The organism is Pseudomonas sp. (assembly GCF_049653025.1).
Lineage (GTDB): Bacteria > Pseudomonadota > Gammaproteobacteria > Pseudomonadales > Pseudomonadaceae > Aquipseudomonas.
The window spans coordinates 487,639-502,202 of record NZ_JBASFM010000006.1 but is presented as its reverse complement, the minus strand read 5'-3'; the positions used below and the strand labels follow the sequence as shown (position 1 = coordinate 502,202).

At 58.6% G+C, this 14,564-nt stretch carries 15 protein-coding genes; all 15 read left to right on the top strand.

Annotated elements, in window-relative coordinates; all coding sequences use genetic code 11:
* The first annotated feature begins 115 nt into the window (after nucleotides 1–115).
* The 15 genes from rpsB (at nucleotide 116) to rnhB (ending at nucleotide 14,562) form a co-directional block, all read left to right on the top strand.
* Nucleotides 116–859, top strand: a complete 744-nt coding sequence (gene rpsB, locus WBK23_RS05405; protein WP_275961183.1) for a 30S ribosomal protein S2 — start codon at nucleotides 116–118, stop codon at nucleotides 857–859.
* 183 nt (nucleotides 860–1,042) lie between these two features.
* Nucleotides 1,043–1,909: a translation elongation factor Ts gene (gene tsf, locus WBK23_RS05400; protein WP_424482942.1), complete on the top strand. Its 867-nt coding sequence runs from the start codon at nucleotides 1,043–1,045 to the stop codon at nucleotides 1,907–1,909.
* 190 nt (nucleotides 1,910–2,099) lie between these two features.
* Nucleotides 2,100–2,843 (top strand): UMP kinase, encoded by a 744-nt coding sequence (pyrH, locus tag WBK23_RS05395; protein WP_424482941.1) that lies wholly within the window; start codon nucleotides 2,100–2,102, stop codon nucleotides 2,841–2,843.
* Nucleotides 2,840–3,397, top strand: coding sequence for a ribosome recycling factor (gene frr, locus WBK23_RS05390; RefSeq protein WP_136662670.1), 558 nt, complete (start codon nucleotides 2,840–2,842; stop codon nucleotides 3,395–3,397). The genes pyrH and frr overlap by 4 nt, the downstream gene beginning before the upstream one ends.
* Before the next feature lie 15 nt (nucleotides 3,398–3,412).
* On the top strand, nucleotides 3,413–4,168 hold the full coding sequence (uppS, locus tag WBK23_RS05385; RefSeq protein WP_424482940.1) for a polyprenyl diphosphate synthase: 756 nt from the start codon (nucleotides 3,413–3,415) through the stop codon (nucleotides 4,166–4,168).
* A complete protein-coding gene (locus WBK23_RS05380; RefSeq protein ID WP_424482939.1) occupies nucleotides 4,168–4,983 on the top strand; it encodes a phosphatidate cytidylyltransferase in 816 nt (271 codons plus the stop codon). The genes uppS and WBK23_RS05380 overlap by 1 nt, the downstream gene beginning before the upstream one ends.
* A complete protein-coding gene (ispC, locus tag WBK23_RS05375) occupies nucleotides 4,980–6,173 on the top strand; it encodes a 1-deoxy-D-xylulose-5-phosphate reductoisomerase (protein ID WP_424482938.1) in 1,194 nt (397 codons plus the stop codon). The genes WBK23_RS05380 and ispC overlap by 4 nt, the downstream gene beginning before the upstream one ends.
* Nucleotides 6,173–7,525 carry a sigma E protease regulator RseP gene (gene rseP / locus WBK23_RS05370; RefSeq protein ID WP_424482937.1) on the top strand — a complete coding sequence of 451 codons (1,353 nt, stop codon included), beginning with the start codon at nucleotides 6,173–6,175 and terminating at the stop codon, nucleotides 7,523–7,525. Before ispC ends, rseP begins: the two co-directional genes overlap by 1 nt.
* 73 nt (nucleotides 7,526–7,598) lie before the next feature.
* Entirely contained in the window at nucleotides 7,599–9,959 is a 2,361-nt protein-coding gene (gene bamA, locus WBK23_RS05365; RefSeq protein ID WP_424482936.1) for an outer membrane protein assembly factor BamA, read from the top strand.
* A gap of 43 nt (nucleotides 9,960–10,002) precedes the next feature.
* Nucleotides 10,003–10,506 (top strand): OmpH family outer membrane protein, encoded by a 504-nt coding sequence (locus WBK23_RS05360; protein ID WP_424482935.1) that lies wholly within the window; start codon nucleotides 10,003–10,005, stop codon nucleotides 10,504–10,506.
* The gene (gene lpxD / locus WBK23_RS05355; RefSeq protein ID WP_424483293.1) at nucleotides 10,506–11,567 is read left to right on the top strand and encodes a UDP-3-O-(3-hydroxymyristoyl)glucosamine N-acyltransferase; all 1,062 of its coding nucleotides are present in this window, start codon (nucleotides 10,506–10,508) and stop codon (nucleotides 11,565–11,567) included. The genes WBK23_RS05360 and lpxD overlap by 1 nt, the downstream gene beginning before the upstream one ends.
* 48 nt (nucleotides 11,568–11,615) lie before the next feature.
* On the top strand, nucleotides 11,616–12,056 hold the full coding sequence (fabZ, locus tag WBK23_RS05350; RefSeq protein ID WP_090383257.1) for a 3-hydroxyacyl-ACP dehydratase FabZ: 441 nt from the start codon (nucleotides 11,616–11,618) through the stop codon (nucleotides 12,054–12,056).
* Nucleotides 12,053–12,829, top strand: a complete 777-nt coding sequence (gene lpxA / locus WBK23_RS05345) for an acyl-ACP--UDP-N-acetylglucosamine O-acyltransferase (RefSeq protein WP_424482934.1) — start codon at nucleotides 12,053–12,055, stop codon at nucleotides 12,827–12,829. The genes fabZ and lpxA overlap by 4 nt, the downstream gene beginning before the upstream one ends.
* A gap of 3 nt (nucleotides 12,830–12,832) precedes the next feature.
* Nucleotides 12,833–13,966 (top strand): lipid-A-disaccharide synthase, encoded by a 1,134-nt coding sequence (gene lpxB / locus WBK23_RS05340; RefSeq protein WP_424482933.1) that lies wholly within the window; start codon nucleotides 12,833–12,835, stop codon nucleotides 13,964–13,966.
* Nucleotides 13,966–14,562: a ribonuclease HII gene (gene rnhB, locus WBK23_RS05335; protein WP_424482932.1), complete on the top strand. Its 597-nt coding sequence runs from the start codon at nucleotides 13,966–13,968 to the stop codon at nucleotides 14,560–14,562. The genes lpxB and rnhB overlap by 1 nt, the downstream gene beginning before the upstream one ends.
* Nucleotides 14,563–14,564: the final 2 nt, after the last annotated feature.

Sequence of the window (14,564 nt, the reverse complement as noted above, 5' to 3'; positions counted from 1 at the left end):
CGAAAGCTTAAACCCACACACGTATCGACACGGTTTCCTGGGTGCCTTGCGGCAAGTTCGCGGGGTTGGAGATCGGGATACGTGGAGGCCTAACCCGACTTATCAAGGAACTATCATGTCCCAAGTCAATATGCGCGATATGCTGAAGGCCGGTGTGCACTTCGGCCACCAGACCCGTTACTGGAACCCGAAAATGGGCAAGTACATTTTCGGCGCGCGCAACAAGATCCACATCATCAACCTTGAAAAAACCCTGCCAATGTTCAACGAAGCGCTGTCCTTCGTTGAGAAACTGGCTTCGGGCAAAAACAAGATTCTGTTCGTAGGCACCAAGCGTTCCGCTGGCAAGATCGTTGCTGAAGAAGCAGCACGTTGCGGTTCGCCGTACGTCGATCATCGCTGGTTGGGCGGCATGCTGACCAACTACAAAACCATCCGCGCCTCGATCAAGCGTCTGCGTGATCTGGAAGTTCAGTCCCAGGACGGCACTTTCACCAAGCTGACCAAGAAAGAAGCCCTGATGCGCACCCGTGATCTGGAAAAACTGGATCGCAGCCTGGGTGGTATCAAGGACATGGGCGGTCTGCCAGACGCTCTGTTCGTGATCGACGTTGACCACGAGCGCATTGCTATCACCGAAGCCAACAAGCTGGGCATCCCAGTTATCGGCATCGTCGATACCAACAGCAGCCCGGAAGGCGTTGACTACATCATCCCAGGTAACGATGACGCCATCCGCGCCATCCAGCTGTACATGGGTGCAATGGCTGACTCGGTAATCCGTGGTCGCACCAACGCTAACGGCGGCACCGACGAATTCGTCGAGCAAGCCCCGGCTGCAGAAGCTGCTGAAGGCTAAGTAAAACGCGCATAGCGTTTGCTTAGTTCGCAAAAAGGGGGCTTGGCCCCCTTTTTGCCACCTTGAAAACCATCGCCGACGTGCAGTTGCAATTGTTTCTGGTCATTGTCGGCAATGCGTTACGAATTGAGCGCCCGTTTTTGGCGGGTGGAATGGTTAACAACCTATCCAGAGGATTTTGAAATGGCAGAAATTACTGCAGCGTTGGTTAAAGAACTGCGTGAGCGTACTGGCGAAGGCATGATGGATTGCAAGAAAGCCTTGACCAAGGCTGGCGGCGACATCGAAAAAGCCATCGACGACATGCGTGCTTCCGGCGCGATCAAAGCTGCCAAGAAAGCTGGCAACGTGGCTGCCGAAGGCGCCATCAGCATCAAGGAAGATGGCAAGACTGCCGTTATTCTCGAAGTTAACTCGCAGACCGACTTCCTGGCTCTGCAGGACGATTTCAAGAACTTCGTGGCTGCCAGTGTCGAGAAAGCCTTTGCTGACAAACTGTCTGCAGTTGAGCCGCTGATCGCTGCTCAAGAAGAAGCCCGTCTGGCTCTGGTTGCCAAGTGCGGCGAGAACGTCAATATCCGTCGTCTGGCGCGTATTGAAGGTGACGTTCTGGGTGCTTACCTGCACGGCAACAAGATTGGTGTTGTGGTTGTGCTCAAGGGCGGCACCGTCGACCTGGCCAAAGACATCGCCATGCACGTAGCGGCAAGCAACCCTGAGTTCCTGCTGCCTTCGGAAGTTTCCGCTGAAGCCATCGAGCGCGAGAAAGCCGTGTTCATCAGCCTCAACGAAGACAAAATCAAGGGCAAGCCGGCTGAAATCGTCGAGAAGATGGTTGCTGGTCGTATCCAGAAGTTCCTCGCTGAAGCCAGTCTGGTTGAGCAAGCCTTCGTTAAGGATCCGGAAATCAAGGTCGGTGCTCTGGCCAAGAAAGCCGGTGCTGAAATCGTTTCCTTCACCTACTTCAAGGTTGGCGAAGGCATCGAGAAGCCGGTCGACAACTTTGCTGAAGAAGTTGCTGCGCAAGTAGCTGCTGCCAGCAAGCAGTAAGACGGCTAACCGCTGTTGCCCCGAAGAGGCTGCCCGCTAACGCGCGCGGCCTCTTTGTCAAATTGAGGGGGCAGCTAAGCTGTGGAGTGATTGGCGCTTTGGCACCAATGACTCGGGGCGCTGTCAAAGCGCTCGATAAAAGCGAACCGAAGGTTTGCACAGAATTCAAACGCCGCAGGAGAGACTCGCAATGGCTCAGCAGATGAGTGGTCGTCAACCGCGCTACAAGCGCATTCTGCTCAAACTTAGCGGCGAGGCCCTGATGGGGTCGGAAGATTTCGGCATCGACCCCAAGGTGCTCGATCGCATGGCGCTGGAAGTCGGCCAATTGGTCGGTATCGGCGTACAGGTTGGTTTGGTTATCGGTGGTGGCAACCTGTTCCGTGGCGCGGCGCTGAGCGCGGCGGGTATGGATCGGGTAACCGGCGACCATATGGGCATGCTGGCGACCGTGATGAACGCCTTGGCCATGCGCGACGCGCTGGAGCGTTCGAATATCCCGGCGATCGTCATGTCGGCGATTTCCATGGTCGGCGTGACTGACCACTACGACCGGCGCAAGGCGCTGCGTCATCTGAAAACCGGTGAGGTGGTGATTTTCGCTGCTGGCACTGGCAATCCGTTCTTTACCACCGACTCGGCTGCTTGCCTGCGCGCCATCGAAATCGATGCCGACGTGGTGTTGAAAGCGACCAAGGTCGATGGTGTGTACACTGCCGATCCTTTCAAGGACCCGCATGCCGAGAAGTTCGATCGCCTGACGTACGATGAGGTGCTCGACCGCAAGCTGGGCGTAATGGATCTGACGGCCATCTGCCTGTGCCGCGACCATAATATGCCGCTGCGGGTTTTCAATATGAACAAGCCCGGTGCCCTGCTGAATATTGTAGTGGGTGGCGCTGAAGGCACTCTGATCGAGGAAGACAAGCAATGATCAATGAGATCAAGAAAGACGCCCAAGAGCGCATGCAGAAAAGCCTGGAATCGCTGCTCAACGCGTTCAGCCGGATCCGTACCGGCCAGGCTCACCCGAGCATTCTGGGTGGTGTGATGGTGCCTTACTACGGCTCGGATACCCCGCTGAATCAGGTCGCCAACGTGACCGTCAAGGATTCGCGCACCCTGCAGGTTGTGGCCTTCGAGCGCAACATGCTGGGCGCTGTCGACAAGGCGATTCAGAGCTCCGGCCTAGGCTTCAACCCGACCAACCTGGGTGAGTTGCTGCTGATCTCCATGCCGGCGCTGACCGAGGAAACCCGCAAGGGCTTCACCAAGCAGGCGCGTGATGCCGCCGAAGATGGCCGTGTGGCGGTGCGCAATATTCGTCGCGATGCCTTGAGCCAGCTGAAAGACCTGGTCAAGGAAAAGGAAATCAGCGAAGACGAAGAGCGCCGTGCTGCCGATGACGTGCAGAAGCTCACCGACAAGTTCGTGGCTGAAATCGAAGTGGCGGTGAAGCAGAAAGAAGCGGATCTGATGGCCGTTTAACGGCTGGATATCGTCATGGAAAAGACCAAAGACGGTAGTCCGTCCGCCGTGCCACGGCATGTGGCGATCATCATGGACGGTAATAATCGCTGGGCGAAGAAGCGTCTGCTGCCTGGCGTTGCCGGGCATAAAGCCGGTGTCGATGCGGTGCGCGCGGTGATCGAAGTGTGCGCTGAGGCCGGCGTTGAGGTGCTGACGCTGTTCGCCTTCTCCAGTGAAAACTGGCAGCGACCGGCCGAGGAGGTCAGTGCACTGATGGAGCTGTTTCTCGGTGCGCTGCGCCGCGAAGCGAAGAAGCTCGACGCCAATGACATCAGCCTGCGTATTATCGGTGACCGCTCGCGCTTTCACCCTGAGTTGCAGGCGGCGATGCGTGAGGCTGAAGCGCAAACTGCCGGCGATAAGCGTTTTGTTCTGCAGGTGGCGGCCAACTATGGCGGTCAGTGGGACATCGCCCAGGCTGCGCAGCGCTTGGCGCGCGAAGTTCAGGGCGGTCACTTGCGGGCCGAAGATATAACCCCTGAATTGCTGCAAAGCTGCCTGGTTACCGGTGATTTGCCGTTGCCTGACTTGTGCATCCGCACCGGTGGCGAGCATCGCATCAGCAACTTCCTGCTCTGGCAGCTGGCCTACACCGAGCTGTATTTCTCCGACCTGTTTTGGCCGGATTTCAAACACGACGCCATGCGCAAAGCCTTGGCCGATTTTGCTAGCCGCCAGCGTCGCTTTGGGAAAACCAGCGACCAGGTGACTGCTGAGGCCCGCAGCTGATGCTGAAACAACGGATTATCACGGCGCTGGTGCTGTTGCCGTTCGCCCTGGGTGGTTTCTTTCTCCTCAATGGTGGTTGGTTCGCGCTGTTTATTGGCGCGGTAGTCAGTCTGGGTGCCTGGGAGTGGGCGCGCTTGGCCGGTTTCGGCGCGCAAGTCCAGCGTGTGGCCTATGCCGCGTCAGTCGCTGCGCTGCTGCTCGGCCTCTACCTGCTGCCGGCACTGGCTCCTTGGGTGCTGTTGTGCGGCGTTATCTGGTGGGCTGTGGCCACCTTTCTGGTGTTGGGTTATCCCGCCAGCAGCCGCTATTGGGTGCAGGCTCCCGTTAGGTTGCTAATTGGTTTGCTGATTCTGCTGCCCGCCTGGCAGGGATTGGTGCTGTTCAAGCAGTGGCCTGAGGCCAATTGGCTGATCCTCGCGGTGATGGTGCTGGTGTGGGGCGCGGATATCGGCGCTTATTTCGCCGGTCGGCGCTTCGGCAAACGCAAACTGGCCCCGCAAGTCAGTCCAGGCAAGAGCTGGGAAGGTGTGTTCGGCGGTTTGCTGGCAACGCTGCTGATCTGCATGGGCGTGGCGATTTACCGCGAATGGTCGTTCGCCAGCGCGCTGCTGGCCTTGCTCGGCACAGCAGTGGTGGTGCTGATTTCGGTGGTCGGTGATCTGACTGAGAGCATGTTCAAGCGCCAGTCCGGAATCAAGGACAGCAGCAACCTGTTGCCGGGTCATGGCGGCGTGCTGGATCGTATCGACAGCCTGACGGCCGCTATTCCGGTGTTCGCCGCGTTGCTCTGGCTGGCGGGCTGGGGCGCATTGTGAGCCAGCTGCAACAGATTACAGTGCTGGGTGCCACTGGCTCGATTGGCCTGAGCACCCTCGATGTAATTGCTCGGCATCCTGAGCGTTATCAGGTGTTTGCCCTTTCTGGCTTCAGTCGTCTGACTGAGCTGGAAGCCCTGTGCATGATCTACCGTCCGCGCTTTGCGGTGGTGCCGGATGCGGCGGCTGCGCAGCATCTGCAAAGCGGCTTGCGCGCTGCTGGGCTGTCGACCCAGGTGCTGCATGGTCAGGATGGGTTGTGCCAGGTGGCGGCGCATCCCGAGGTGGATGCGGTGATGGCGGCGATTGTCGGTGCGGCTGGTTTGCCACCAACCCTGGCGGCGGTGGAGGCGGGTAAGAAGGTCCTGCTGGCCAATAAAGAAGCCCTGGTGATGTCGGGCGCACTGTTTATGCAGGCGGTGCGCAAAAGCGGCGCTGTGCTGCTGCCGATCGACAGCGAACACAATGCGATTTTTCAATGCCTGCCCGGCGACTATGCACGCGGCCTGCAGCAGGTCGGGGTGCGGCGCATTCTGCTGACCGCTTCCGGTGGTCCCTTCCGCGAAATGCCGTTGGATCAGCTGCGGGCAGTCACTCCCGAGCAGGCGTGCGCCCATCCCAACTGGTCGATGGGGCGCAAGATCTCGGTGGATTCGGCCAGCATGATGAATAAGGGCCTGGAGCTGATCGAGGCCTGCTGGCTGTTCGATGCCAAGCCTGCGCAGGTCGAAGTGGTGGTGCACCCGCAGAGCGTGATTCATTCGCTGGTCGACTATGTCGATGGCTCGGTGCTCGCTCAGCTGGGTAATCCGGATATGCGAACGCCGATCAGCCATGCCCTGGCCTGGCCTGAGCGTATCGATTCCGGGGTTGCGCCGCTGGATCTGTTTGCAATTGCCCGCCTGGATTTTCAGGCCCCCGACGAGCAGCGCTTCCCGTGCTTACGCTTGGCGCGACAGGCCGCAGAGGCGGGCGGTACCGCGCCAACGATGCTCAATGCGGCCAATGAGGTGGCGGTGGCCGCCTTCCTGGATCGACGCATCCGCTTTCCGCAGATCGCGGGTATTATCGAAGACGTTCTGCAGGCTGAGTCCGCTCAGCCTGTGGCAAGCCTGGACACGGTGCTGGCGGCGGATAGTCGGGCGCGTGGCCTGGCTGAGCAATGGCTAAGCCGCCGCGGAGAAGTGTGATGAGTGGTCTGTATATGCTGCTGGGCACCCTGATTGCGCTGGGAGTGCTGGTGACGTTCCATGAGCTCGGGCATTTCTGGGTCGCGCGTCGCTGCGGGGTCAAGGTGCTGCGCTTTTCCGTCGGCTTCGGCAGTCCGCTGCTGCGCTGGCATGATCGCCAGGGTACCGAGTTCGTGATTGCCGCTATCCCGTTGGGTGGCTACGTGAAAATGCTCGATGAGCGTGAGGGCGATGTGCCGCCGGAGCTGCTCGATCAGTCATTCAATCGCAAGACGGTAAGGCAGCGCATTGCCATCGTGGCGGCGGGCCCGGTGGCCAACTTTCTGCTCGCGCTAGTGTTTTTCTGGGTGGTTGCCATGCTGGGTAGCCAGCAGGTGCGTCCGGTTATCGGTGCGGTCGAGGCGGGTAGCCTGGCGGCGCAGGCCGGTTTGCAGGTTGGCCAGGAGATCGTTGCGGTTAATGGCGAGCCGACTAGCGGCTGGGCTGCGGTCAATCTGCAGTTGGTACGGCGTCTGGGTGAAAGCGGCACTCTGGACTTGAGTGTGCGCGAACAAGGCGCGACGGCGGATAGTGCGCGGCAGATTGCCCTGGATAACTGGCTGCGTGGCGTCGATGAGCCGGACCCTATCGCTTCGTTGGGTATTCGCCCTTGGCGTCCGGCTATTGAGCCGGTTCTGGCGCAACTTGATCCTGAGGGGCCTGCTTTTACGGCAGGCCTGCAACTTGGTGATCGTCTGCTTGCGCTTGATGGGCGGCCCCTTGCCGACTGGCAGCAACTGGTTGATCGGGTTCGCAGCTTGCCAGGCAAAAGCATCAGCTTGTTGGTTGAGCGCCAGGGCCAGCAGCGGGATGTGGCGCTGACACTGGCGGCGCGTGGTGACGACAAGGCGCAGAGTGGTTATCTGGGGGCCGGTGTAGCGGGTGGTGAGTGGCCGGCAGAAATGTTGCGCGAAGTCAGGTTTGGCCCTGTGGATGCCGTCGTCGAAGGAGCCAGAAATACCTGGACGATGAGCGTTCTGACCCTTAGTTCATTGAAGAAAATGCTGTTTGGCGAGCTCTCGGTAAAAAACTTGAGCGGGCCGATAACCATTGCTAAAGTGGCGGGCGCTTCTGCTGAGTCGGGTTTGAGTGATTTCCTGAAATTTCTCGCCTACCTGAGCATTAGCCTGGGGGTTCTTAATCTGTTGCCCATTCCAGTGCTGGATGGGGGGCATCTGCTTTTTTATCTGGTCGAGTGGGTGCGTGGTCGTCCGCTGTCGGAACGGATACAGGGTTGGGGGATGCAGATCGGTATCAGTTTGGTGATCGGGGTGATGCTGTTAGCCCTGGTGAACGACTTGAGTCGACTGTAACCGCTGCTGAATTACAAATCTGTCGCCTTAAGCGGCAGATTTTTTATTGTCAGTTGAAATAAGAAAGGACTTCATGAAACGTCTGCTGCTACCTGCGGTGCTTGCCGCACTGATGATCACCGAAGTTCACGCCGAGTCCTTCACCATCTCCGATATCCGGGTTACCGGCCTGCAGCGGGTATCCGCCGGCAGCGTATTCGGTGCTTTGCCCCTTAACGTGGGCGCAGAGGCCGATGACCGTGCGTTGGTAGAGGCTACCCGCGAGCTGTTCAAGACCGGTTTCTTTCAGGATATCCAGCTGGGCCGTGACGGCGATGTGCTGGTTATCAGCGTGGTCGAGCGCCCGTCGATTTCCAGCATCGAAATCGAAGGCAACAAGGCCATCAGCAGTGAAGACTTGCTTAAAGGCTTGAATCAGTCAGGCCTGTCCGAAGGTGAAATCTTCCAGCGCGCAACATTGGAAGGTGTGCGTAACGAGTTGCAGCGTCAGTATGTGGCCCAAGGCCGCTACTCGGCAGAGATCGAAGCGGAAGTGATTCCGCAGCCGCGCAACCGCGTCGCGCTGAAGATCAATATCAACGAAGGTTCGGTCGCCGCGATCCAGCACATCAACGTGGTGGGTAACACGGTTTTCACCGACGAAGACCTGATCGACCTGTTTGAGCTGAAGACCACCAACTGGTTGTCTTTCTTCAAGAACGACGACAAATATGCTCGCGAAAAACTCTCCGGTGACTTGGAACGCCTGCGCTCCTATTACCTCGATCGCGGCTATATCAATATGGATATCTCCTCCACTCAGGTATCCATTACCCCGGACAAGAAACACGTCTACGTCACTGTTAACGTCAACGAAGGCGAAAAATACAGTGTTCGTGAGGTCAAACTCAGCGGTGAGCTGAAAGTCCCGGAAGAAGAAATCAAGGCGCTGCTGCTGGTTCAGGAAGGGCAGGTGTTCTCGCGTAAAGTGATGACCACCACCTCCGAATTGATCACCCGCCGTCTGGGTAACGAGGGTTATACCTTCGCTAACGTCAACGGCGTGCCGGAAGCCCATGACGATGGCACCGTGTCCATTACCTTTGTGGTCGATCCGGGCAAGCGTGCATACGTTAACCGCATCAACTTCCGCGGCAATACCAAGTCGGAAGACGAAGTGCTGCGCCGCGAAATGCGCCAGATGGAAGGTGGCTGGGCTTCGACTTACCTGATCGACCAGTCCAAGACCCGACTGGAGCGTCTTGGTTACTTCAAGGAAGTCAACGTCGAGACTCCACAGGTGCCAGGCACCGACGATCAGGTTGACGTTAACTACAGCGTTGAAGAGCAGGCGTCCGGTTCGATCACCGCCAGCGTCGGCTTCGCCCAGAATGCGGGCTTGATCCTCGGTGGCTCGATCACTCAGAACAACTTCCTGGGCACCGGTAACAAGGTCAGTGTCGGCCTGACCCGCAGTGAATACCAGAGTAACTACAATTTTGGCTTCGTTGACCCCTACTGGACGCCAGACGGCGTCAGCCTGGGCTACAACGCCTTCTTCCGTGAGACCGATTACGACGAGCTGAACACCGATGTGTCCAGCTATTCGGTGGACAGCTACGGTGCGGGTGTCAGCATCGGTTATCCGATCAGCGATACGTCACGCCTGACCTATGGCTTGACTATCCAGAATGACAGTATCGGTACCGGTAGTTACACCGTCGATGAGATTTTCGACTTTATCGAGGCTGAAGGTGATAGCTACCTGAACCTCAAAGCGTCGATTGGCTGGTCCGAGTCGACCCTGAACCGCGGCGTGCTGGCTAACCGCGGTCATTCGCAGAGCCTGGTGCTGGAAACCACCGTGCCGGGCAGCGACCTGTCGTTCTTCAAGGTCGATTACCGTGGCCAGGTTTTCAAGCCGCTCAGCGATACCTACACCTTGCGTCTGCACAGCCAGTTGGGTTTCGGCGAAAGCTACGGTTCGACCGATAGCCTGCCGTTCTACGAGAACTATTACGCAGGTGGTTTCAACTCGGTTCGCGGTTTCAAAGACAGCAGCCTCGGTCCGCGCAGTACGCCTAGTCTGGGCGAGGCGGTGACGGGTAATGAGGGCACTTACCGCGATCCGGATCAAGACCCGCTGCCGTTCGGTGGTAACGTCCTGATTCAAGGTGGTGCTGAGCTGCTGTTCCCCATGCCGTTCGTCAAGGACCAGCGTTCGCTGCGTACCGCCCTGTTCTGGGATGTGGGTAATGTGTTCGACACCAACTGCGGCAAGACCCAGGAGAACTGCGGCAGTATCGATCCCGGTGAGCTGGCCAGCTCGATTGGTGTCGGTTTGACCTGGATCACCGCGCTTGGTCCGTTGAGCTTCAGCCTGGCCATGCCTATCGTCGAGCCGGATGACGCCGATACGCAGATATTCCAGTTCTCTCTCGGTCAGACGTTCTAAGCGTCGGATTATTGAATACCAACAGTTTTGCAGGAGTTGCACCGTGCGTAAGTTGACTCAACTGGTTTTGTTAAGTGTTGCCCTGCTGGCAACTCCGGCCTTCGCTGAGATGAAAGTGGCGGTATTGAACTATCAGATGGCCTTGCTGGAGTCGGACGCCGCCAAGCGTTATGCCGTGGATGCCGAGAAGAAGTTCGGTCCGCAGCTGAACAAGCTGAAGACCCTGGAAAGCGATGCCAAGCGCATTCAGGATCGTCTTGTCAAAGACGGCGAGAAGATGCAAACCGCCGAGCGTGAGCGCCTGGAGCTTGAATTCAAACAGAAAGCCCGTGATTTCCAGTTCCAGTCCAAGGAACTGAACGAGTCCAAGGCCGTGGCTGATCGTGAAATGCTGAAAAAGCTCAAGCCGAATCTGGATAAAGCCGTCGAAGAAGTGATCAAGGGCGGTAACTTTGATCTGGTTCTCGAGCGCGGCGCGGTGATTGATGTCAAACCGCAGTTCGACATCACCCGCCAAGTTATCGAGCGTATGAACAAGCTGCGCTGATCATGAGTGCAATGGTTTATACCCTCGGCCAGTTGGCCGAGCGTCTGGGAGCCACTTTGTGTGGCTCCGCAGACAAGGCGATCAGCGGTTTGGCCACTTTGCAGGAGGCCAGCGCTGATCAGCTGAGCTTTCTGGCTAACCCGCAATACCGCAAGTTTCTGCCGACCTGTCAGGCCGGTGCTGTGCTACTGACGGCGGCTGATGCCGAAGGTTTTGCCGGTAATGCGTTGGTCGTCAGCAATCCCTATCTGGCCTACGCCCAGCTTTCCCATCTGTTTGATCGCAAGCCCCAGGCGTTGCCAGGCGTGCATCCTACTGCTGTGGTCGCAGCTGACGCGCAGATCGATGCCAGTGCCAGTATTGGTGCCTATGCGGTGATCGAGAGCAGCGCGCAGATTGCCGCCGGCGTAAGCGTTGGTGCGCAATGCGTTGTCGGCGCACGCTCGATGATCGGTGAGGGCGGTTGGCTCGCTCCGCGAGTGACGCTGTATCACGACGTGCGGATCGGCAAGCGCGTGGTGATCCAGTCCGGTGCGGTGATCGGTGGCGAGGGCTTCGGCTTTGCCAGCGAGAAGGGTGTCTGGCAGAAGATCGCTCAGATCGGTGGCGTGACCATCGGTGATGACGTCGAGATCGGTGCCAACACCACCGTCGATCGTGGCGCGCTGTCCGATACGCTGATCGGCAATGGGGTCAAGCTGGATAACCAGATCATGATCGCGCACAACGTGCAGATCGGCGACAACACCGCTATGGCCGGCTGCGCCGGTATTTCCGGCAGTACCAAGATCGGCAAGAACTGCATGATCGCGGGTGGCGTTGGCATGGTTGGGCATATCGAGGTGTGCGACAACGTGTTCGTCACCGGTATGACCATGGTCACCCGTTCGATCACCGAGCCGGGTTCGTATTCCTCGGGCACTGCCATGCAGCCTGCCGCCGAGTGGCGCAAAAGTGCGGCGCGGATTCGTCAGTTAGATGACATGGCGCGTCGCCTGCAACAGTTGGAAAAGCAGCTGGCCGCAGTGACCTCGGCCGCCGACACTTCATCTGATGCCTGAGTCGGTGTTTGCCGGCTTCTCTTTTTTCTTTTACAGGCTTCTTTGCACATGATGGACATTAACCAGATTCGCGAATACTTGCCGCACCGCTACCCGTTCCTGCTGGTGGATCGGGTTGCCGAGCTGGACCTTGAAGGCAAGCGCATTCGTGCTTACAAGAATGTCAGCATCAATGAGCCATTCTTCAACGGGCATTTCCCCGAACATCCGATCATGCCAGGCGTGCTGATCATTGAGGCAATGGCCCAGGCGGCCGGTATTCTCGGCTTCAAGATGATGGATCTGAAGCCCTCCGATGGCACCCTGTATTACTTTGTCGGCTCCGACAAGCTACGCTTTCGCCAGCCAGTGGTGCCGGGTGATCAGCTGATCCTCGAAGCCCGCTACCTGAGCAGCAAGCGCAGCATCTGGAAGTTCGAGTGCAAGGCCAGCGTCGACGGCAAGGAAGTCTGCTCGGCAGAAATTATCTGTGCGGAACGCAAACTATGAGTTTGATTGACCCTCGCGCCATCATCGATCCCAGCGCCAAGTTGGCTGACGACGTAGTCGTCGGCCCTTGGTCGATAGTCGGGCCCGATGTCGAAATTGGTGAGGGTTCAGTGATCGGCCCCCATGTGATCCTCAAGGGGCCGACCAAGATCGGTAAACACAACCGCATCTATCAGTTTTCCTCGGTGGGCGAAGACACCCCCGATCTCAAGTACCAGGGCGAGCCTACTCGCCTGGTGATCGGCGATCACAACGTGATCCGCGAGGGTGTCACTATTCACCGCGGCACCGTCCAGGACCGCAGTGAAACTACCATCGGTGATCACAACCTGATCATGGCCTATGCCCACATCGGCCATGACAGCGTAATCGGCAACCACTGCATCCTGGTTAATAACACCGCGCTGGCCGGGCACGTCTGGGTTGATGATTGGGCGATTCTGTCTGGTTACACCTTGGTGCATCAGTTCTGCCATATCGGCGCGCACAGCTTTTCCGGCATGGGCACGGCGATTGGCAAGGACGTACCGGCGTTTGTCACCGTGTTTGGCAACCCGGCCGAAGCGCGCAGCATGAACTTCGAAGGCATGCGTCGTCGTGGTTTTAGCAGCGATGCTATTGCTGCCTTGCGCCGTGCCTACAAGATTGTCTACCGCCAGGGGTTGACCGTGGACCAGGCGATGGCCGAGCTGGCTGAGTCGTCCGCAGAATTTCCCGAAGTCGCGATCTTCCGCGATTCCATTCAGGCTTCAAGCCGCGGCATTACCCGATAATTTATGACTGACCTGATGCGTGTCGCGCTGGTCGCTGGCGAGGCGTCTGGCGATATTCTCGGTGCGGGCCTGATGCAGGCCCTCAAAGTCCAATACCCGCAGATCGAATTTATCGGTGTCGGTGGCCCGCTGATGCAGGCTCAGGGGCTGAACTCCTATTTTCCTATGGAGCGTCTGTCGGTGATGGGCCTGGTCGAGGTATTGGGTCGCCTTCCCGAATTGCTGTCGCGGCGCAAACGTCTGATCAACACCCTGATTGCCGAAAAGCCGGATGTGTTTATCGGCATCGATGCGCCGGATTTCAACCTGACCCTTGAGCTCAAGCTGCGTCAGGCCGGAATCAAGACCGTGCATTACGTCAGTCCGTCCGTATGGGCCTGGCGGCAAAAGCGGGTGCTGAAGATCCGCGATGCCTGCGACTTGATGCTGACCCTGTTTCCCTTCGAAGCGCAGTTCTATCAGGATCATCAGGTGCCGGTGCGTTTCGTCGGCCACCCGCTGGCCGATACAATTCCGCAACAGGCTGACCGTGTGGCCGCGCGTGAAGCCCTCGGCCTAGCCCAGGACCTCCCCGTGGTGGCCTTGTTGCCGGGTAGCCGTGGCGGCGAAGTGTCGCGCTTGGGCAGTCTGTTTCTTGATGCCGCCGTGCGGTTGCGTACCTTGCGCCCCGGTATCCAGTTTGTATTGCCGTGCTCCAGCCCTGAGCGCCGCGCCCAGCTTGAGCAGATGCTGGTGGGCCGCGACCTACCGCTGACCTTGCTCAACGGTCGCTCCCATGAGGTGCTGGCAGCTTGTGATGCGGTGCTGATCGCTTCCGGCACCGCGACCCTTGAGGCCCTGCTGTACAAGCGGCCGATGGTGGTGGCCTACAAGGTTGCGCCGTTGACTTACCGCATCCTCAAGCGCCTGGTTACCAGTGCTTATATCTCGCTGCCAAACCTGCTGGCCGAGCGTTTGCTGGTACCTGAGATGATTCAGGACGCCGCTACGCCCGAAGCATTGGCCCAGTTGCTGGCGCCGCTGCTGGATGGTGGTGAGATACAGACCGAAGGCTTTGATGTGATTCACCGGGCGCTGCGCCGTGACGCTTCGGTGCAGGCCGCCCAGGCTGTACTGCAACTGACAGGTCGCGGCTGATGCAACTTGGTTTGGATTTCACCCTGGTGCAGGAACTGGTGGCCGGCGTCGATGAAGTCGGCCGTGGCCCGCTCTGTGGCGCAGTGGTGACGGCGGCGGTGATCCTCGATCCGGCGCGGCCGATTCTCGGTCTGAATGACTCGAAGAAACTCAGCGAAGCGCGCCGCGACAAGCTCTTCGACGAGATTCGCGAAAAGGCCCTGGCCTGGTGCATCGCTCGCGCCGAAGTGGAGGAGATCGATCAGCTGAATATTCTGCAGGCCACCATGCTGGCCATGCAGCGTGCGGTCGAAGGCTTGAGTGTCACGCCCAAGCTGGCGCTGATCGATGGCAACCGTTGTCCGAAATTGCAGGTGCCCAGCGCCGCCGTGATCAAGGGCGATAGCCAGGTGCCGGCGATTGCTGCTGCCTCGATTCTGGCCAAGGTCAGCCGCGACCGCGAGATGCAGCTACTGGATGCGCAATACCCCGGCTACGGGATTGCCGGGCACAAGGGCTATCCCACCGCCGTGCATCTGGAAGCCTTGCGCCGCCTGGGTCCGACGCCGATTCATCGACGTTCATTTGCACCGGTTCGGGCGTTGCTCGACGAGTAAGC